This is a genomic window from Mesorhizobium sp. AA22, assembly GCF_001672375.2.
Classification (GTDB): Bacteria; Pseudomonadota; Alphaproteobacteria; order Rhizobiales; family Rhizobiaceae; genus Mesorhizobium; species Mesorhizobium wenxiniae.
This window is the reverse complement of record NZ_CP048406.1, coordinates 2,752,682-2,771,345: the sequence shown is the minus strand read 5'-3', so window position 1 is coordinate 2,771,345 and position 18,664 is coordinate 2,752,682. Positions and strand designations below refer to the sequence as shown.

Annotated in this window: 15 protein-coding genes; 5 read left to right on the top strand and 10 right to left on the bottom strand. The window is 61.1% G+C overall.

Translation table 11 applies throughout. From position 1 onward, the window contains the following. Positions 1-420: 420 nt before the first annotated feature. Both A9K68_RS13490 and A9K68_RS13485 read right to left on the bottom strand, forming a co-directional pair. Positions 421-1,989, bottom strand: coding sequence for an ABC transporter substrate-binding protein (locus A9K68_RS13490; protein ID WP_246811365.1), 1,569 nt, complete (start codon positions 1,987-1,989; stop codon positions 421-423). Between the two features lie 49 nt (positions 1,990-2,038). Continuing rightward, the gene (locus A9K68_RS13485) at positions 2,039-2,884 is read right to left on the bottom strand and encodes a hydrolase (protein ID WP_029350534.1); all 846 of its coding nucleotides are present in this window, start codon (positions 2,882-2,884) and stop codon (positions 2,039-2,041) included. A gap of 463 nt (positions 2,885-3,347) precedes the next feature. Here A9K68_RS13485 and A9K68_RS13480 point away from each other — a divergent pair, with 463 nt between their 5' ends. From A9K68_RS13480 to A9K68_RS13470, 3 genes are all read left to right on the top strand, one after another. After that, positions 3,348-3,788, top strand: coding sequence for a hypothetical protein (locus A9K68_RS13480; RefSeq protein ID WP_245485654.1), 441 nt, complete (start codon positions 3,348-3,350; stop codon positions 3,786-3,788). A 294-nt stretch (positions 3,789-4,082) separates the two neighbouring features. Next, positions 4,083-4,901, top strand: coding sequence for an aldo/keto reductase (locus A9K68_RS13475; protein ID WP_246811412.1), 819 nt, complete (start codon positions 4,083-4,085; stop codon positions 4,899-4,901). Next, the gene (locus A9K68_RS13470; protein ID WP_065009334.1) at positions 4,902-5,567 is read left to right on the top strand and encodes a DUF6064 family protein; all 666 of its coding nucleotides are present in this window, start codon (positions 4,902-4,904) and stop codon (positions 5,565-5,567) included. It begins immediately after the preceding gene. Here the strand turns inward: A9K68_RS13470 and A9K68_RS13465 are convergent. The 5 genes from A9K68_RS13465 to A9K68_RS13445 all read right to left on the bottom strand — a co-directional run bounded on the left by A9K68_RS13465 (position 5,557) and on the right by A9K68_RS13445 (position 10,699). After that, positions 5,557-5,733 (bottom strand): hypothetical protein, encoded by a 177-nt coding sequence (locus A9K68_RS13465; RefSeq protein WP_156768392.1) that lies wholly within the window; start codon positions 5,731-5,733, stop codon positions 5,557-5,559. The two genes, A9K68_RS13470 and A9K68_RS13465, sit on opposite strands and share 11 nt — an antisense overlap. Before the next feature lie 86 nt (positions 5,734-5,819). Next, entirely contained in the window at positions 5,820-6,461 is a 642-nt protein-coding gene (locus A9K68_RS13460) for a ThuA domain-containing protein (protein ID WP_065009346.1), read from the bottom strand. A 230-nt stretch (positions 6,462-6,691) separates the two neighbouring features. Further along, positions 6,692-7,123: a hypothetical protein gene (locus tag A9K68_RS13455; RefSeq protein WP_156768391.1), complete on the bottom strand. Its 432-nt coding sequence runs from the start codon at positions 7,121-7,123 to the stop codon at positions 6,692-6,694. Continuing rightward, a complete protein-coding gene (locus tag A9K68_RS13450; protein ID WP_065009332.1) occupies positions 7,116-8,288 on the bottom strand; it encodes an acetate/propionate family kinase in 1,173 nt (390 codons plus the stop codon). The genes A9K68_RS13455 and A9K68_RS13450 overlap by 8 nt, the downstream gene beginning before the upstream one ends. Further along, positions 8,288-10,699 carry a phosphoketolase family protein gene (locus tag A9K68_RS13445; RefSeq protein WP_065009331.1) on the bottom strand — a complete coding sequence of 804 codons (2,412 nt, stop codon included), beginning with the start codon at positions 10,697-10,699 and terminating at the stop codon, positions 8,288-8,290. The genes A9K68_RS13450 and A9K68_RS13445 overlap by 1 nt, the downstream gene beginning before the upstream one ends. A gap of 262 nt (positions 10,700-10,961) precedes the next feature. Between A9K68_RS13445 and A9K68_RS13440 the strand changes: the two genes are divergently transcribed. Further along, positions 10,962-12,953 carry a protein-L-isoaspartate(D-aspartate) O-methyltransferase gene (locus A9K68_RS13440; RefSeq protein WP_065009330.1) on the top strand — a complete coding sequence of 664 codons (1,992 nt, stop codon included), beginning with the start codon at positions 10,962-10,964 and terminating at the stop codon, positions 12,951-12,953. 98 nt (positions 12,954-13,051) lie between these two features. Then, positions 13,052-13,258 carry a hypothetical protein gene (locus A9K68_RS13435; protein WP_029350518.1) on the top strand — a complete coding sequence of 69 codons (207 nt, stop codon included), beginning with the start codon at positions 13,052-13,054 and terminating at the stop codon, positions 13,256-13,258. Between the two features lie 377 nt (positions 13,259-13,635). Here A9K68_RS13435 and A9K68_RS13430 read toward each other — a convergent pair whose 3' ends face one another. Genes A9K68_RS13430 through A9K68_RS13420 form a run of 3 tightly spaced genes read right to left on the bottom strand, consistent with a single transcriptional unit; the run spans position 13,636 to position 18,529 of the window. Then, the gene (locus tag A9K68_RS13430; protein ID WP_065009329.1) at positions 13,636-15,240 is read right to left on the bottom strand and encodes a SpoVR family protein; all 1,605 of its coding nucleotides are present in this window, start codon (positions 15,238-15,240) and stop codon (positions 13,636-13,638) included. A gap of 9 nt (positions 15,241-15,249) precedes the next feature. After that, positions 15,250-16,560 (bottom strand): YeaH/YhbH family protein, encoded by a 1,311-nt coding sequence (locus tag A9K68_RS13425; protein WP_065009328.1) that lies wholly within the window; start codon positions 16,558-16,560, stop codon positions 15,250-15,252. Positions 16,561-16,579: 19 nt separating this feature from the next. Next, positions 16,580-18,529, bottom strand: a complete 1,950-nt coding sequence (locus A9K68_RS13420) for a PrkA family serine protein kinase (protein WP_029350511.1) — start codon at positions 18,527-18,529, stop codon at positions 16,580-16,582. Positions 18,530-18,664 lie beyond the last annotated feature (135 nt).

The window sequence follows — 18,664 nt, the reverse complement described above, 5'->3', positions numbered from 1 at the left end:
TTATCGGTCGCCAAGGGCGCACAGGCTCTGAAAGCCGACTTGCAACTCTGCATCTCAACGTCCCGAGAGTTCTCCCACGGTGCGGACCATTCCGCCATTTCCGGCTCTGGACGGTCCGCCTGACTTTTAAGCTAGGTCACAAAGCTAGGTCACAGACCTCCACGGTCAACCGTCACCTCATACTAAACGTCAGAAGCACTTCGGCCACGCACAACGGCCATCGCTGCTCGGATCGCTGTCGAACGACCGCCCCTGGGCGCACACGCGCCGTCGGAGAGCTGGTGAGTTTAGGATCCTTCCCACCCTGAGCGGGTTTACGGCCCCGGAACCAAGAGTCAGGTTTTCACACCGGGTACCTCAAACGAAAGATCGGAGGACAACACGCCTCCGATCTTTCGAGCAACAGACAATCGCCAGCTCCTATTCGCTTTTCCAGACGCCCCATACGCGGGGGTTTGCCGCCGGCCATACCGAATAGCCCTTCACCTTCGATGACACCGCGTCGACCGATGGCTCGTAATAGAGGCCAAGGATCGGCACATCCTTTGCCATGAGGGCATGGAGCTGCTTGAACAGCGCCTTGCGTTGCGCTGGGTCGGTCGTCGCCATCGACCTCGTGTAGAGGTCGAGGGCCTCCTTGCTGTCCCATTGCGCCGTCGGGTCGGTCGCCTTGTCGCCGAGGATGACGCCATACATCAGCGACGGATCGAGACGAGCCGAGTAGCCGAAGGACTGGATCTGGAATTTGCCGGCAAGGTAATTGTCGAGCTGTGCCGCCCAATCCAGCACTTCGAGCTGGGCGTTGAAGCCCGCGGCCGTCAGCATCGCCTGCAGCAGCACCGCGTTCTCATACATCCCCTGGTAGCGGGTGTTGGTCTGGATCTTGATCGGCTGGCCCTTGTAGCCGGCCTCGTCCAGCAGTGCCTTAGCCTTGACCGGGTCGTATTCCGGCCATTTAAGGAATTCGTCGTCGAAGAACGAGCTCGCCTGGGCGACGGCCGAGGGATCTCCGGTGGCGACACCGTTGGTGCGGGCGGCGGCGATCTGGTTGATGTCGGCGGCATGCGCCAGCGCCGTGCGTATCTTGGCATTCGACAGCAGCGGGTCCTTGGTTTGCAGCAGGATCGCCGTCCATGACAGGCCTTGCGTCGACAGCACCGTCATGCCCCGCGACTTGGCTTCCTCGACACGCGATGATTCAAGATCGGGAAGCACGTCGAGCTCGCCGGCAAAAAGCGCGGTCTCCGCCGCCGCCGTGTCGGGGATGACGATGAAGCGCACCTCGTCGACATAGGCCTCACGGCTGCCGGCAAAGCCACTTGGCGCCTCCTTCACCGGCTTGTAGTCGGGAAAGCGTTCGAGCGCCAAATACTGGCCCTTGACCCATTCCTTCAGCGTGAACGGGCCGCTGCCGATGGCGGAATCGGCGATCCATTTGCCGTCAGCGCCGACATTCTTCGGGCTGGCGACCCAGCCATTGCACTGGACACTGGCGAGCTGCGCCAAAAAGAGCGCATTCGGCGCGTTGAGCGTGAAGACGACGGTGCGTGGATCAGGCGTCGCCACTTGCTCGACCTTAAGGCCCTGGCTGCTATCGAAGAACGGAATGCAGAACCACTGGTTGGCTGGGTCCATGCGGCGATCCCAGTTCCATCTGACGTCGGAAGAGGTCACGGCGTCGCCATTGTGGAAAGCCGCGCCGTCGCGCAGGGTAAAGGCATAGGTCTTGCCGTCGTCCGACACTTTCCAGGATTCGGCCAGTGCCGGTCCTACTGTGAGATCGGCGCGATATGCCACCAGCGTCTCAAAGATATGGTGCAGCACCGTGTCGGTATTCGCGTCTCGGCTGAGACCGTCGGTGGCGCGGATGTCGGCGTTGATGCGAACCTTGAGCGTGCCGCCGGTTTTCGGCTGCTCCTGCGCCGTCGCCGGCAATGCACACGCCATCACGGCGATTGCCGCCAGCACCTGGATCAATCGTCTTCCCATTCTCAATCCTGTTCCCATTTTTTATCTCCAGTTTGTTGACTGCAGTTTTTCAGGCGGGCGCGGCATTCAATGTCCGCGCAAAGAACTCCTTGACCTTGGCGATGAGCTCGCGGTCGTTGTGAGCGATGCCAGGCACGACATCCAACTGCACCTCGACGCCGTGTCTCTCCAGGCTGCCCTTCAACGATCTGATCCGGTCGTTGCGGGTCGCGCCGGCGAGATCGGCGCCGGGCATCCACCAGTCATCCTCCGGCTTGATGGTGATCTCCCAGGTTTGGAGATCGTCACCACCGATCACCATCTGCACGGCGACCTTGCGCATGGCGTCGAGGTCGACGTTCTTGCCGAACACTCTCTCGAAGTCGCGCACCCCGACCCAGAAATCGTGATCGAAGTCAAGCAGCGTCACGACGCCCGGCGCACCGATCGATGCGGCCAGCAGACGTTCGGGATGGAGGAACAGGAAACGATGGGTGAAATGGCCGCCCCCAGAGAAGCCGTACATCAGCACACGGTCGCCGCGGATGCGATAACGCTCGCGCATCTCCTCGACCATGTCGAGCAGCACGGCATCGTAGTGGAGGTCGCCCTGGCGCAGCATCTTGTAAGAGGAAAGATCGCCCGGAAAACAGATATTTGCCGGGAAGAGCGGGGCGAGCACGATCACGCCGTTCTGTTCGGCGAAGTCGGCAAAGGCATCCCGGTAGGCGAGCATGCCGCGTTCGGTGCCATGCACGATCACCGCCAGCGGATAGGTCTTGCCGCCGTCTTCGTCATAGTCCTCGGGCACATAGGCACAATAGGGGAAGCGCTGGTCGAAGCGGGAGGCGTACACCGAGGTGTGCCCGAAATCGTAATAGGACAGGCGCTTGCCATGTCCGCTGACGTTGCGCATCGAATTTTCCCTAATCTCAATCTCATTGTTTCATCATTTTGTGTGACTGAAAAGCACTTGTTTAACCCTGATGTCACGAAAGTACGTATTTTACGTCGCATAACGCCGAAGCTTCCGGAGCAGGCATGAGCAGGTGTCCGGCCGTCGCGCGTCAGTTCGGGGTTCCGGAAACTTGCCGTGCTGCAAAAGGCGCATCGCGCCTCGTTTACGTCGCGCACGATAGCGGCGCGTGCGCGTGGCCCATCTGGGCTTCGATCGCGGCGACGATCGCATCGGCGCCGTCGGCTCAAGGTCGGCCGAGCGTCATGACAAACGACATCGTGAAGTTGTGCAGGTTGACTCGATTATCTGCTCGCCTAACTAGGTTCTCGGGGCCTCAGCGCAAATCACTACAGTCGGTATGATATCTTCCCGCATCCGAACGCTTGTCCTTGTTGTTGTTCTCCTGGCCGGCAGTTCGATCGTGTCCTCCTGCGTCGCCCCTGACGACACGTCGAACCTCTCAAAGGAAGACGCCACAACGGCGGCAGCCCGCAAAGAGATGGTCGGTCTCAGCGAGGCGGACGTTCGAATGTGCGCTGGCTTTCCGACTGCCACCGCCGATGCGGGCGGAAGCCAGATCTGGACGTATCAACGTACCGTTCAACGCGGCAATCTCAACGTCGTGATTCCAACTTTGGCCGTGGGTGCGGTCCCGACGGTTGGAGGATCGCTCAATGTCGATCCTGGCGGCTATTGCAACACGCAAATCCGAATGGTCGGTGGCCGTGTTGCCGAGGTCGCCTACGCCGGCGACAACAACACGCAGAACCACCGCAATGCGCTCTGCGTCAGCACGGTAGACGGCTGCGTGGCATATGCCCGCCAGCGCCATCAAGTCAGGACAGGAGCCATTTCCAGGTAATCGGGCCGGCTGGCGCACCCCAGGCCCTGCACCGTTCGTTCCTATTTCAGGCAGGCGTTCGATTCCGAACAGCTGCCAGAGACCGACCTCCCCGCCGATCAGCCTTGCGAAGGCCGATCGCCCGGAACCATTCTTGTGGTCGGGAGTACAAGTAGTCGGGAGCACAGGGAGTCGGGAGTACAGGGACGGCAGACGATGATCATCACCCGCAGGACGTTCGTGAAGGCTGCCGCCACTTTCGGAGCGGCTCTGGTGCTGCCGGGAACCCCGCGCGGCGCGCCGCCTGCGCCGGTGATGCGGGCCGTGCCCTCCTCGGGAGAGATGCTTCCCGCTGTGGGCCTGGGCACCTGGATCACCTTCAATGTCGGCGACGATCCGGTGCTGCGCGACGAGTGCGCCGAGGTGATGGCGGCCTTTTTCGCGGCGGGCGGCCGCATGATCGATTCCTCGCCCATGTACGGCTCCTCGCAGCCTGTGATCGGCTATGGCCTCGAGAAGCTCGGCCGGCCCGAAGCGCTGTTTTCCGCCGAGAAGGTCTGGACCTCCTCCGCCGCCGACGGACCCGCGCAGATCGAGCAGTCGCGCCGCTTGTGGGGTGTGCCGCGCTTCGATCTCGTGCAGGTCCACAACCTCGTCGCCTGGGAAACGCATCTCGAAACCTTGTTCGCCAAGAAGGCGGACGGGCGGATCCGTTATGTCGGCATCACGACGTCCGAAGGACGACGGCACGACCTGTTCGAACAAATCATGCGCGCGCATCCGCTCGACTTCGTGCAGCTCACCTATAACATCGTCGACCGCGAGGCGGAGGAGCGGCTCCTGCCGCTGGCGGCCGAGCGCGGGATGGCCGTCATCGTCAACCGGCCGTTTCGCCAAGGCGCGCTGACGCGCCAGCTCGAAGCCGAGACGCTGCCGGACTGGGCGGCGGAGGTCGGTGCCGGGACCTGGGCGCAGTTCATTTTGAAGTTCATCCTTTCGCATCCCTCCGTAACCGTCGCCATCCCCGCCACCACCCGCGTAGAACACGTGCGCGAGAACGTGCTGGCGGCGACTGGTCCCCTCCCCGACGCGGCCATGCGCGATCAGATGGCGGCCTACGTCCGGAATCTCTAGATGTCGGAATGGTGGACCTACCGGCTGGAAGATTTCCTGCTATTTTCGCCGCGCGTCTACTGGCGCATGTTCGAGTTGGCCAATGCCGCCTTCTGGCCGCTGCATCTCCTGACGCTCGCCGCCGGCCTCGCCATTGTCCTGCTCGTGCTGCGGCGGCCGCCTCGCCACGGCCCCTGGATTGCGCTCGTCCTCGCCGCGCTCTTTGCCTTCGTCGGCTGGTCCTTCCTATCGAGCCGCTATGCCGTGATCAACTGGGCGATCGCCTATGTCGCGCCGGCCTTCGGCCTGCAGGCGCTGCTGCTGGCGTTCGGCGGTGCCGCGCGCGGCGGCCTCGCCTTCGACAGCCGGGACATCGCAGCAAGGCTCGGGCTGCTGATCATGGTCGCGGGCCTCGTCGTCTATCCCCTCCTGCCGCCGCTTTTCCGGCGGCCATGGACAAGCACCGAGGTCTTCGGCATCGCGCCGGACCCGACTGCGATCACGACGCTCGGCGTCCTGCTTGCAGCGAGCGGCGGGCTTGTGCCGCTGCTGTTTGCGATCCCGCTGCTGTGGCTGCTGCTCAGCGGCCTGACGCTCCATGCCATGGGCGATGCGCAAGCCTGGCTGCCGCTTCTGGCAGCGGGCACCACTGTCGCTGCCTTGACCCTGCGCCGCATTACTCGGTGATGCGATAGCGCTTCGGCATTTGCTCCGGCAAGAAACGTGAGCGATTGTGGGCAGCACGTTTGTTCTTGGTTTGTGCCGGCAGCTGTGCTATGAAATTGTTTATGGTGCCTATTCGCGCCAACGACCCGCGGCCGAGGCGGGTTTTTTGTTTCAGGTTCGGCGCCATCCTCACAGGGCTCCAAATCCATCTCTGACGGCGTGGCAGGATTCCTGGCGTGGCGACCAGTACCAGCAGGACTGACTGTCGCGCTCTCAGCGCGCCGCCCACACCAGGCCGCGGCGAAATATCGTTCGCATCTGCGGCACCGCGAACTCCCTGACGGCATGTCCGAGTGCCGAATAGAACACCCTTCCCTTGCCGTGCCGACGCTTCCAGACGACCGGCATGACCACGCCTTCTATCCAGCACGCGTGCTCGCCGGAGAAGGTGGTGGTCGCCAGCACCTCATTCGATGGATCCACATGCATGTAGTACTGCTCGGAGCGGTACGGGAAATCATCGATGCCGTTCATGATCGGATCGTCGCGCCTGATGATGTCGACCCGGTAGTCGATGATGTTGCCTGGGTGGGCCACCCACTGACCGCCGCACATGAACTGGTATTCCGTGGCTTCACGAAAGGCATCGCACATGCCGCCGTGATAGCCGGCAAGGCCGACACCGCCCTCGACTGCCTTTGTCAGGTTGAGCTCCTCGTTCTTCGCAAGCTTGGCCATCGTGTAGATCGGGACGATCAGGCTCAGATCGGCGATCGCCGGGTCGGCGAATATCTCGGTCGTGGTTTCGACGCGCACGCCAAACCCTTCCTCTTCGAGCATCGCCTTGACGACGCGCGCACCTTCTTCCGGCTCGTGTCCATCCCAGCCGCCCCATACGATCAGCGCTTGCCGCATATTCTTCTCCGTCAGTTGGTGCATGAAGACTGTCAGCAAGATGATCGATGAAACAAGAGCTGTACGAAATTAGTGGTGACGGGTTTGAATTTGGCGGTTTGCACAGCACAGTCCAACGCCGCGGTAGACGGCCACGGTTCAGTGGATCGCCGCATGGTTGGCGACGCTCATGGCAACCGATGCCGCTTGATGCCGATAGGCTCGGCACTGCAAGGGTGGTGATCTGCCCCTTAGAACCACCGCCGCTCAGGTTCGGAACTCTTTGCAATCACAATTCCCAAGACAACACCGAGCACGCCGCCAAGCATCATCGCCGAAGATATTGTGCCTGGATTCTGCTGGACAGTTTCAGTCACGGTGTGCGCCTGGCTACGCAATTGCCGGGCTGCGCGCGAGGCCCGTTCGGCGGCGCTGTCGTACCAGCCCTCTGCCTCCTCGGCGCGGTCGGAAAGGGTCCGATTTATTTTCGTGATCTCGCGGCGAAGCTCAGCGATCTGCTTCTTCATCGCCTCCTGGGCTTCGTTTGCCGCCTTTGAGGCGCCTGCGTTGTTAGTGGTTTCGGCCATTGGATCTCTCCCTTTGGTATCAGACAGGGGAACGGTCGCAGGCGCGCAGGGTTCCTTGTCTTGGAAAACAGCGCCGTTGATTGCGTTATCAAGCATTCCCCTGCACGCGCGTGTGGCGAGCGATGATCCTCTCCTCGTCGGTCGCGACGACGCGTATTTCGACCTTGCTGTCCGATCGGCTTATGATCTCGGCATGAGAGCCATTGGATGGCTCGTCGATCGCCACGCCAAGCCAATGAAGCCTTTCGCATATTGCCTTGCGGACCGGCGCTGAGCGCTCGCCGATGCCGGCGGTGAACACGAGGCATTCGAGGCCGCCCAACGTGTTGGCGAGTGCGGCAACTTCCCTTGCGGCCCGGAAAGCAAAAAGATCTACCGCTTCGCGGGCGTGGGGATTGTCGCTCGCTTGCAGCGTGCGCATGTCGCCCGAGATGCCGGATATTCCGAGCAGCCCGGATTCCTCATAGAGCATGTGCTGCAGAGCCTCCCCCGCAATACCTCTCTCCAGGATGAAGTACAAAAGCACGCCCGGATCGATAGCGCCGCAACGCGTGCCCATGACCAGGCCGTCGAGCGCGGAAAAGCCCATCGTCGTATCGACGCTTCTTCCGTCGCGCATCGCGCACAGGCTCGCTCCGTTGCCGAGATGGGCGACGATCGTCCGCTTCGCTGCAAGACCGGGTGCTATCTCCTTGAGCCGCCCGGCGATGTATTCGTAGGAAAGACCATGAAACCCGTAGCGGCGGATTCCGTCCTCATCAAATCTACGCGGCAGCGCGAAGCGGCTCACGATCGGATCGATCGTCTGATGGAAGGCTGTGTCGAAACATCCGACCTGCGGCAGATCCGGCCGCAGCGCCGCAAGTGTGCGGATCGGCGCGAGACTGCGAGGCTGATGCAGCGGAGCAAGCGGCGTCAGCCTGTCCAACGCCTCGATCACGTGAGGCGTCAGGCGGACGGGTTCGACGAAGTCGCGCCCGCCATGCACGATGCGGTGTCCGGCGGAGACCAGTTTTCTGCCGCCAAGTTCGCTCTCGATCCAGTCGAGCAACGCGTCGATGCCCGCATTGCGCGCGTCTCCAGCAAGCGGCCGATCACACTGCATTGTTCCATCGGCCGCTTTCACGCTGAGCCTCGGCGCATTGCCTAGGTCCAGCGTACCACGCGAGACGAGTTGCAGTTCTGCCGACGGTTCAAGGTCATATAGTCCGAACTTGATACTGGAGGAGCCGGCGTTCAGTGCAAGAATTGCGTGTCGCATCAATCGGCAACCTTCGTCGCACTGTTATCAGGCCAGTTCCACTTCTGAATCTCGGGCATGTCTTCGCCGTACTCGCGGACATAAGCCTTGTGTTCCGCAAGCTTCCCGAGAAGTTCGGCGGCAAGATTTTTCGCCCGTTCGGCGAGACCTGGCACGCGTTCGATCGCGGCGAGCGCCAGGTGAAAACGGTCAAGTTCATTGAGCACGACCATGTCGAACGGCGTGGTGGTGGTGCCTTCCTCGCGAAAACCGTGCACGTGCATGTTGTCATGGTTGGCGCGTCGGTAGGTCAGCCGGTGGATGAGGTAGGGATAGCCGTGATAGGCGAAGATGACCGGCCTGGTTTTCGTGAACAGCGCGTCGAAATCCTCATCGGCAAGGCCATGCGGATGCTTTGAATTCGACTGCAGCGTCATCAGGTCGACCACATTGACGACGCGAACCTTCAGGTCTGGAAGCGCCGAACGCAAAATGTCGGTGGCAGCGAGCGTCTCCAGTGTCGGCACGTCGCCGGCGCAGGCCATCACCACATCCGGATCCTCGCCCTTGGCCACCGTTCCGGCCCATTCCCAGATCCCCGCCCCCGCCCTGCAGTGGGTTTCTGCGTCTTCGACAGACAGCCATTGCGGCGCCGGCTGCTTGCCGGCGGTGATGACGTTGATGCGGTTGTAGGTTCTCAGGCAATGGTCGGTGATCCAGAGCAGCGTGTTGGCATCCGGCGGGAAATAGAGCCTGACGGTATCGGCCTTCTTGTTGGCGACAAAATCGGCAAAGCCCGGATCCTGGTGACTGAAGCCGTTGTGATCCTGCCGCCAGACATGAGAGGTCAGCAGGTAATTGAGTGAAGCGATCGGCTTGCGCCAGGCAAGCTCGCGGGATGTCTTCAGCCATTTCGCATGCTGGTTGACCATGGAATCGACGATGTGGATGAACGCCTCGTAACAGGAAAACAGGCCATGCCGGCCGGTCAGCAGATAGCCCTCCAGCCAACCCTGGCAGAGATGCTCGCTGAGCACTTCCATGACACGGCCGTCACGGGAGAGCTGGACGTCGTAGGGCTCGATCCGCTGCGTCCAGACCCGGTCCGTAACCTCGAAGACGTCGTCAAGGCGGTTGGAGGACGTCTCATCCGGCCCCATCAGCCGGAAATTTCTGGCCTCCGCATTCAGGCGTATGACGTCGCGGAGATAGGTTCCGAGAACCCGCGTCGCCTCGGCTGTGGCACCTCCCGGGCGCGGCACGTCGAGGGCCAGGCTTTTCCAATCGGGAAGCACGAGGTCGCGCTTAAGCAATCCGCCATTGGCATAGGGGGTTGCGCCCATGCGCTTTGACCCGGTTGGCGCAAGCGCCGCCAACTCTGGAAGCAGATGCCCGCTGTTGTCGAACAGCTTTTCCGGCTCGTAGCTCCGCATCCAGTCTTCGAGGATCTTGCGGTGCGCCTCGTTGCCGCGCGCGTTCGACACCGGAACTTGATGCGAGCGCCAGAAATCCTCGACCTTCTTGCCGTCGACCTCCTTCGGTCCGGTCCACCCCTTCGGGCTGCGCAGCACGATCATCGGCCACAGCGGACGCTCTCCCTGCCAGCCCGACGCTCGGGCGCGCTTCTGGATGGAGCGGATTCTGTCCAGCGCGGTGTCCAGCTTCGTGGCCATCAACCGATGCATGGGAATCGGCTCGTGTCCTTCGACGAAAAGTGGTTCGTAGCCATAGCCGGCGAACAGGCCCCGCAATTCCACGTCATCCATGCGGGCAAGGATCGTCGGGTTGGCGATCTTGTAGCCGTTGAGATGCAGGATCGGCAGCACGGCGCCGTCGGATGCCGGATTGAGGAACTTGTTGGAGTGCCATGCCGCCGCGAGCGGACCGGTCTCCGCTTCACCGTCGCCGACGACGCAGGCGACCACCAGATCAGGATTGTCGAAGGCCGCGCCGAAGGCATGGACCAGCGCATATCCCAGTTCTCCGCCTTCATGGATCGAGCCGGGCGTTTCCGGAGCAGCGTGGCTCGGCACTCCACCGGGGAAGGAGAATTGCCGGAAGAGTTTCCTCAGGCCGTCTTCGCCCTGGCCGATCTCAGGATAGATCTCGCTGTAGGTGCCCTCAAGCCACGTGTTCGCCACCATCGCCGGGCCGCCATGACCTGGGCCGCAGATAAACAGAACGTCGAGACCGCGTTCCCGGAGAACGCGGTTCAGGTGGACGTAGATGAAGTTGAGGCCAGGTGTCGTGCCCCAATGGCCGAGCAGCCGCGGCTTGACGTGCTCGGCTTTCAGGGGCTCGCGCAGCAGCGGATTGTCCATCAGATAGATCTGGCCAACCGAAATATAGTTCGCGGCCCGCCAATAACGGTCCATGAGATCGACCTGATAAAGGCCTGTTGTGGTCGCAGCTCTCTGAGCCTCGTCATTCATGGAAAAGCCTCCAGATGCGTTCGCCCGTCGATATCTGGAGTGAGATCGCCTCGGAGAAAGGATTTTCACGGAAATAAGTTCGGCTGGAGCCGCCATCCGCGCCTGCCAATCGCTCTTTTGCAGGAACCTGGAAGCTCGCCAACGGTTAAGGAGACGAGCCGCCGAAATGAGATCAAGCGCTGCCGAGCAGAGTGCACGCCGATCGAGGGATTGTCGCCGGGGAGCCGTTAGGCACGATTGGGGCCCGAAAGAGGAGCAAAAGATGCTCGATCTTCCCGATGCACGCGACCGAATGGTCGAAGTCCAGCTCAGCCGCCGTGGCATCCATGACCGCGAGGTGCTGGAAGCGATGCGTGAGGTTCCACGCGAGGCTTTCGTCTCGCCCGGCTTTGAAGAATTCGCCTACGAGGATGGGCCGCTGCCGATCGCCGAAGGTCAGACGATATCGCAGCCCTACATCGTCGCCTTGATGATCGAGATGGCAGAGATCGGACCGGGCGACCATGTCCTGGAGGTTGGCACCGGCTCAGGGTACGCGGCTGCCGTGATGAGCCGGATCGTCGAACGCGTCTACACGATCGAACGCCACGCCGGGTTGGCCGAAACGGCGAGACAGCGGTTCGAAGAGCTTGGCTATGACAATATCGAAGTCCGCACCGGCGATGGCACCAAAGGCTGGCCCGACGCAGCGCCCTTCGACGCCATTCTGGTCGCCGCCGGCGGACCCGGTGCGCCGCTTGCCCTTCAGGAACAGCTCGACGTCGGCGGCAGGCTCGTCATCCCGGTCGGCGACGAACCACATGACCAGCGCCTTCTCAAGGTCACCCGAACTGGCGCTGCAACTTACAGCGAGGAGGATTTCGGCGGCGTGCGGTTTGTCCCGCTCATCGGCGAGCAGGGCTGGCCCGAGAGCGGCAGCCGTACCGCGGATCGTCGGTCCGGACCCGCACGCACGCGCAGCCTGCCAGAGATGATCGCGGCAGCGGCCGAACCGCTACCGGATTTGGACGATCCAGCGTTCGGCGAATTGTTCGACCGGTTTGGCGACCGGCGCGTCGTGCTGCTTGGTGAAGCGAGCCACGGTACGTCGGAGTTCTACCGGGCTCGTGCGGCGATCACCCGCAGGCTTATCGAGAAGCACGGCTTCACCATCGTCGCGGTCGAAGCCGACTGGCCTGACGCAGCGGCGATTGACCGCCACGTCCGCCATCGGCCGTCGCGGGCTGACGCCGATCCGCCGTTCCAGCGGTTTCCCACCTGGATGTGGCGCAACACCGACGTTGCCGCGTTTGTCGACTGGATGCGACAACACAATGAGCGGATCAGGATATCGTCCCGGCTGGCGGGCTTCTATGGCCTCGACATCTACAATATGAGCGGATCGATCGGCGCGGTTCTGCAATATCTCGATCGGGTCGATCCGCAGGCAGCAAAGATCGCGCGTGACCGCTATGGCTGCCTGACGCCTTGGCAACACGAACCATCCACCTACGGCCGCGTCGCGCTCACATCGGGTTACGAGAAATGCGAGCAGGCCGTGCTTGAACAATGCCGCGAACTGCTTGCCAAGCAGCTCGACTATGCGCAGCAGGACGGCGTTGATTTTCTGGATGCCACCCAGAATGCCCGGCTGATCGCTTCCGCGGAACGCTACTATCGGATCATGTACTATGGCGGCGCACAGTCCTGGAACCTGCGCGACACCCATATGTTCGAGACACTCGAGCATCTGCTGGAAGCCCGCGGGCCGAACGCCAAGGCGGTCGTGTGGGCGCATAACTCCCACATCGGAGATGCACGCTATACCGAAATGGGGATTGTCAGGGACGAAGTAAACATCGGCCAGCTCTGCCGCCAGCGTTTCGGCGACGAGGCGGCCTTGATCGGGCTCAGTACGCATTCCGGGACAGTGGCCGCGGCCTCCGACTGGGACAGCGAGATGGAAATCAAGCGGGTGCGGCCCTCGCATAGCGATAGCTACGAGCGGCTTTGCCACGATTGCGGCGTCTCGCGTTTCCTGCTCGACATCAAGCGCGACGACGATCTTCGCGATCGGCTTCTGGAGCGTCGGCTGGAGCGCTTCATCGGCGTGATTTATCGGCCGGAAACCGAACTGCGCAGCCATTACGCGGCTGCCTCTCTTTCCCAGCAGTTTGACGCCTTCGTCTGGTTTGACGAAACCGTCGCGGTGACGCCGCTTGGGCCGGAGCATATGGGAGCGGGCGTTCCCGACACCTATCCGTTCGGGCTTTAGCCCCTCTCGGACAACGCCGCATGAAGGTGAGTTTCGGCGGAACATTCATCGCGCCCTGCTGTTTTCTACAACAGGACCCTTTTCGAAGGAGTTGTGCCATGAGCGGAACCAAACATCCAAAGTGGAAAAAGCCGAGCGATGCCGATTTGAGGAACAATCCCGGTATCGGGACCTCCAAGGGCACGATCAAGGAAGGCGACGAACTCTTACTCGAAGGCGAAAACACGATCGAAGGCGATGTCGAGAACGACACCAACGCCCTTGGCGGGATCAATCCAAGGCAAAAGATGCGGACGAACAAGTAGCGTCGCTGCGTGTTACGAGGCAAGGGTCAGGGAGGAGTCGCGGCGCGGAGGGGATGTAAAGCGAGCTTCGGAGAGTATCCCATGATCGATCCTGATCCTGATCCGAACAATCCCGTGCCGATACCGGATAATCCGAATCCTGAGCCTGCCCGGCCGCCTGCTCCGCCGGAAACTCCGCCGGATGAGCCTCCGGGCGTTCCTCCGCCTTCGCCCGATCCCGTTCCCAGCCCGCAAAGGCAGCCCGTCGAAATTCCTCCCGAGACACCATCCGAGATTCCGACGAAACCGACCTTCCCGGGTCCGACGGCCAGAGCATCGGACCCAAGAGTGGAAACCCGGCTGTAGAACGACGCCGTCGCCGGCCATCCAGGTTCTGGTCATTCCCCGATTTGGCTGGTCGAACGTTCGTTGAGCGTCCCGCCCGTTTGCGCATCGATCGCCGCCAGGCTGACCTCATAGCCCCACAGGGTGCGGATATGGCGGAGGGTGGCGTCGCGACTGGCCTCCTCCAGCATGATGCCGTTCTTCACCTTGTGCTCCAGCCGCAATTGTCGGTCACCGAGCAGATCAACATCCACCACTTGGATATCCGGCCGGCTCGCACCGATGTCGTAGCTCTGGGCGAGCCCGGCGCGTATCTTTTCGTAGCCACGCTCATTGTGGATCGACGCGACTTCGTAGTGCGGTTCGCTAGCGGCATCGGCGAGGATAAAGAACCGCCATTTCCGCATCAGGGCGGGGCTCAGATACTGGCGGATGAATGATTCGTCGCGATGGTTCGCCCACGCGTCGAGCAGGGTTTCGCGCCAATTGCCGTTGCCGGCGATATCGGGGAACCAGTCACGATCCTCGGCGGTCGGCTCAGTCGATATGCGCTGAATGTCCTGCATCATGTCGAGGCCCAAGGCATAAGGATTGATGCCGGAAAAACGCGGATCGTCGAAGCCTGGCTGAAAGATCACGTTCGAATGGTTGCGCAGGATTTCCAGCATCGCGCCTTCATTGATCAGGCCGCGATCGAACAGCATGTTCATGAGTGTGTAGTGCACGAAAGTGGCGCAGCCTTCGTTCATTACCTGCGTTTGCCGCTGCGGATAGAAGTATTGCGCGACGACGCGGACTATCCTGATGATTTCACGCTGCCAAGGCTCAAGGACCAGGCTGTTTTTTTCCAGGAAGTAGAGCAGGTTCTCCTCGGGCAGGTTGAGCGTTTTCTTCCGCTCTGCGATGCCGGTGTCCGTTTCGTTGGCCTTGGTCCCGTCCTTCGACGGCGGGAGCGTGCGCCACAGATCGTTGTAAGAACGCTCTTCGTACTCCAGGCGCTCACGAACGCCTTCTCGCTGCCGCTCCGACGAGAGCTTCGGCGGTCGGCGGTATCTGAACACGCCCTGTTCCATCAGCGCGTGGGCAGCATCGAGGATGGCCTCCACCGCGGCGACGCCATGCCGCTCCTCGCAACGGGCAATGTAACCCTTGGCGAAGTCCAGATAGCCCAGGATAGCGCTGGCATCCGTCCATTGCCGGAACAGATGATTGTTCTTGAAAAAATGATTGTGGCCAAGCGCTGCATGAGCTGTCACCAGGGCCTGCAGGGCCATGGTGTTTTCCTCCATCAGGTAGACGATGCAAGGATTGGAATTGATCACCAGTTCATAGGCGAGCCCCCGCCCGCCTTTGCGATAGAGCAATTCCTGGTAGAGAAAATGCTTGCCGAAGGACCAGTGGCGATACATCAGCGGCATGCCGACCGAGGAATAGGCGTCGAGCATCTGCTGGGACGAGATGATCTCCATCTGCACCGGATAGACGTCGAGGTGAAGCTCTTCGATCGCGAGCGCCTCGATCGCCTGGTAGGCGCGCGACAGTGTCTTGAAATCCCAGTCAGACCCTGAAAAGAGCAATCCTGATTTGCTGGTTTGGCCTGATTTGCTGGTTTGGCCTGATTTGCTGGTTTGGCCTGATTTGCCGGTCTGGTTCGCCATCGGCTCCCCTCAAGCGCTTTTCTGGAAGACCGGCTGCCTGGCAAAGAGCTGGCGAAAGACCGGATAGATGTCGGATGCGTTGGCGATACGGCTCATCTGGAAATTCGGCCATCTCTGGTTGACAGCGCTGTAGGCGCGCCACAGCGAGGTTCCATTGTCGGTGCTGCCGAAAATATGGCTCTCACGTTCGTCGATGATCTCGACATAGGCGAAATACTGGCACAGGCGCATGATCTGGCCGTCCATCAGGCCGATGCAGCGCTCGGAATCGGTTACGAAATTGTCGCCGTCCGATGCCTGGGCTGCATAGATGTTCCACTCGTTGCTGGGATAGCGTTGCTCGATAATACGGCGCATCTCCTCGAGTGCCGTGGAAACGACCGTACCGCCGCTTTGCGTATTGTAGAAGAAGGTTTCCTCGTCCACCTCTTGCGCCTCGTGCGTATGGCGGATGAAGACGATTTCGGTGCGGTCGTAGCGCCGTTTCAGGAACAGGTGCAGCAGCACGAAGAAGCGCTTGGCTAGATCCTTCTCGCGTTCGCCCATCGAGCCGGATACGTCCATGAGACAGAACATGACCGCATTGGCATTCGGCACGGGCTGGGCGTCAAAACGGTTGAAGCGGATGTCGACGGGATCGACATAGGCGATCCGCTTACGGCGGCGCTCAAGTCGCTCAAGCTCTTCCCGCAACGCTGCGATGCGTTGGCGTACCGGCCCCGCGCTCTGGGGCTCTGCCTCCAGGATTCCGAGTTGCTCCGCAATCGCATCAAGCTCCTCCTGCTTCGGGCGCCTGAGCGCAATCCGGCGACCATGGCTGTTTCGCATGGTGCGCCCGACATTGATGTTGGTCGGCGAACCGGTCGCGGCGAACCCTGCGCGGCGCGGCTTGAAGGCAAGTATCTCCTTGAGGTTGAGCTTGACCATGTCGGGAAGTTCGAGATCCTCGAAGAAAAGGTCGAGCACCTCCTCGCGCGAGAGCACGAAACGAAAATCGTCCTCCGAGACCGTTTTCCCGGGAGACGAACCGCCGCCGCCCTGACCGGGCTTGGGAACCCGGTCGCCCGGGGCGAAATGCTTATTGCCCGGCAGGATGTGCTGCCGCTTGCCGCTGTCTTTCGCATCGCTGAAGCTCGGCTCGGCTGTGCCCCTCGCCGGCATCGAGACGGCATGCTCGCTGTCGACATCAGCGATCTTGCCGGTACGAATCCGATCCCGGATGCTTCGCTTCAGCTCTTCGCGCGCACGCTTCAGGAAGCGCTGGCGGTTGCCGAGGCTCTTGTCCTTCGGGTTCAGTCGGCGATCGACAAAGATCGGCATGGAACCACCCCGGCCGGACTCAGCCCGCCTTGTTCACCCGCATGTACCAGTCCACCAGCCGGCGGACCTGACGTTCGGTATAGCCGCGTCCGACCATCCGATGCACGAACTCGGTATGCCGTTTCTCCGTTACGCTGTCCTGCTTGGAGCCGAAGCTGATCACCGGGAGCAGATCCTCGACTTGGCCGAACATCCGCTTCTCGATGACTTCGCGCAGCTTTTCATAGCTTGTCCATGAGGGGTTGCGGCCATTGTTCCTCGCCCGGGCGCGCAACGCGAACTTCACGACCTCATTGCGGAAGTCCTTGGGATTGGCAATGCCGGCCGGCTTTTCGACTTGCGACAGTTCGTTGTCCAGTACCTCGCGATTGAGGATCTGGCCTGTATCGGGGTCTTTGTAGTCCTGATCCTCGATCCAGGCATCGGCGTAGGCGATGTAGCGGTCGAACAGGTTCTGGCCGTATTCGCTGTAGGACTCCAGATAGGCCTTCTGAATCTCATGGCCGATGAACTCGGCATAACGCGTCGCCAGTTCCGACTTTATGAAGTCGAGATATGCGGCCTCCGTTTCCTTCGGGAACTGCTCGCGCTTGATGGCCTCCTCCAGAATGTACATCAGATGCACAGGATCGGCGGCCACTTCCTTGGTGTCGTAGTTGAATGTCTGCGACAGGATCTTGAAAGCAAAGCGCGTGCTGACGCCGGTCATGCCCTCGTCGACACCGGCGGCATCGCGGTATTCCTGAACCGACTTCGCCTTGGGATCTATGTCCTTGAGGTTCTCGCCGTCATAAACGCGCATCTTCGTGTAAAGTGGCGAATTGTCGTGCTCGGCCAGACGGGTCGAGACGGTGAACCGGCTGAGAATGTCCAGCACCTCCGGTGCACAGGGACTGGAAGCCAATTCGCTTTCGCGCAGCAGCTTTTCGTAGATCTGCCTTTCTTCGGTGACCTGCAGGCAGTACGGCACCTTGACCACCAGGATGCGGTCGAGGAACGCCTCGTTGTTCTTGTTGTTCTTAAACTGCAGCCATTCCGACTCGTTGGAATGGGCTACGACGATGCCCTGATAAGGAAAAGATCCGAAGTTCTCCGTACCGTTGTAGCTGCCTTCCTGGGTAGCGGTCAGCAACGGATGGAGGACTTTGATCGGCGCCTTGAACATCTCAACGAACTCAAGCAACCCTTGCGTGGTCCGGTTCAGGCCGCCGCTGTAGGAATAGGCGTCCGGATCGGATTGGCTGAAATTCTCGAGTTGTCGTATATCGACCTTGCCGACCAGGGCCGAAACGTCCTGGTTGTTCTCATCGCCCGGCTCGGTCTTGGCGATGCCGATCTGGCGCAGCCGCGAAGGCATCAGCTTCACGACGCTGAACTTGGAGATGTCCCCGGACAGTTCATCGAGGCGCTTGGCCGCCCACGGCGAGATCAGGCCGTTCAGCCGGCGCCGCGCGATGCCGTATTTGTCCTCCAAAAGGTCGCCCATGCGGTCAGGATTGAAAAGCCCGAGCGGCGATTCGAAAACCGGGCTGATCTGGCCGCCCACCTTCAGCGTATAGATCGGACGCTGCTCCATCAGCTTCTTCAGCCGTTCGGCGAGCGAGGACTTACCGCCGCCGACAGGGCCAAGCAGATAGAGGATCTGCTTGCGTTCCTCGAGCCCTTGAGAGGCATAGCGGAAATAGCCGGCTATGCGCTCGATCGTGTCCTCCATGCCATAAAACTCGGAGAAGGTGGGATAGACCTTGATTGTCCTGTTGGCGAAAATGCGGCCGAGCCGCTCATCCATGCTGGTGTCGATCAGGGTAGGCTCGCCGATCGCCTCGACCATCCGTTCGGGCGCCGAGGCATACATCGATTTATCCTCGCGGCAGGCAAGGAGATATTGCTGGATGCTTATCTCCTCCTGCGCCGCATTCGTGTAAATCTCCGAAAACAGATCGAAGACGTCGGACTGGTTCTCGCGCATGGTATCCTCGCCCCGGCCGGTCTGGTTGCTCTCGCCCTTCATTCAACTATCGGAAAGCCTTTGTGGTTCCCTATCATCACGTAGTGCGTCTGCGACCGGATGTTAGGGGTCGAGACAGATATAGTGAACGCCTGA

Coding starts and splice junctions, on each gene's coding strand:
- A9K68_RS13490 (WP_246811365.1), bottom strand. CDS start 1,989: ATGGGAAGACGATTGATCCAGGTGCTGGCGGCAATCGCCGTGATGGCG.
- A9K68_RS13485 (WP_029350534.1), bottom strand. CDS start 2,884: ATGCGCAACGTCAGCGGACATGGCAAGCGCCTGTCCTATTACGATTTC.
- A9K68_RS13475 (WP_246811412.1), top strand. CDS start 4,083: ATGCGGGCCGTGCCCTCCTCGGGAGAGATGCTTCCCGCTGTGGGCCTG.
- A9K68_RS13470 (WP_065009334.1), top strand. CDS start 4,902: ATGTCGGAATGGTGGACCTACCGGCTGGAAGATTTCCTGCTATTTTCG.
- A9K68_RS13465 (WP_156768392.1), bottom strand. CDS start 5,733: ATGGCGCCGAACCTGAAACAAAAAACCCGCCTCGGCCGCGGGTCGTTG.
- A9K68_RS13460 (WP_065009346.1), bottom strand. CDS start 6,461: ATGCGGCAAGCGCTGATCGTATGGGGCGGCTGGGATGGACACGAGCCG.
- A9K68_RS13455 (WP_156768391.1), bottom strand. CDS start 7,123: ATGCTTGATAACGCAATCAACGGCGCTGTTTTCCAAGACAAGGAACCC.
- A9K68_RS13450 (WP_065009332.1), bottom strand. CDS start 8,288: ATGCGACACGCAATTCTTGCACTGAACGCCGGCTCCTCCAGTATCAAG.
- A9K68_RS13445 (WP_065009331.1), bottom strand. CDS start 10,699: ATGAATGACGAGGCTCAGAGAGCTGCGACCACAACAGGCCTTTATCAG.
- A9K68_RS13440 (WP_065009330.1), top strand. CDS start 10,962: ATGCTCGATCTTCCCGATGCACGCGACCGAATGGTCGAAGTCCAGCTC.
- A9K68_RS13435 (WP_029350518.1), top strand. CDS start 13,052: ATGAGCGGAACCAAACATCCAAAGTGGAAAAAGCCGAGCGATGCCGAT.
- A9K68_RS13430 (WP_065009329.1), bottom strand. CDS start 15,240: ATGGCGAACCAGACCGGCAAATCAGGCCAAACCAGCAAATCAGGCCAA.
- A9K68_RS13425 (WP_065009328.1), bottom strand. CDS start 16,560: ATGCCGATCTTTGTCGATCGCCGACTGAACCCGAAGGACAAGAGCCTC.
- A9K68_RS13420 (WP_029350511.1), bottom strand. CDS start 18,529: ATGCGCGAGAACCAGTCCGACGTCTTCGATCTGTTTTCGGAGATTTAC.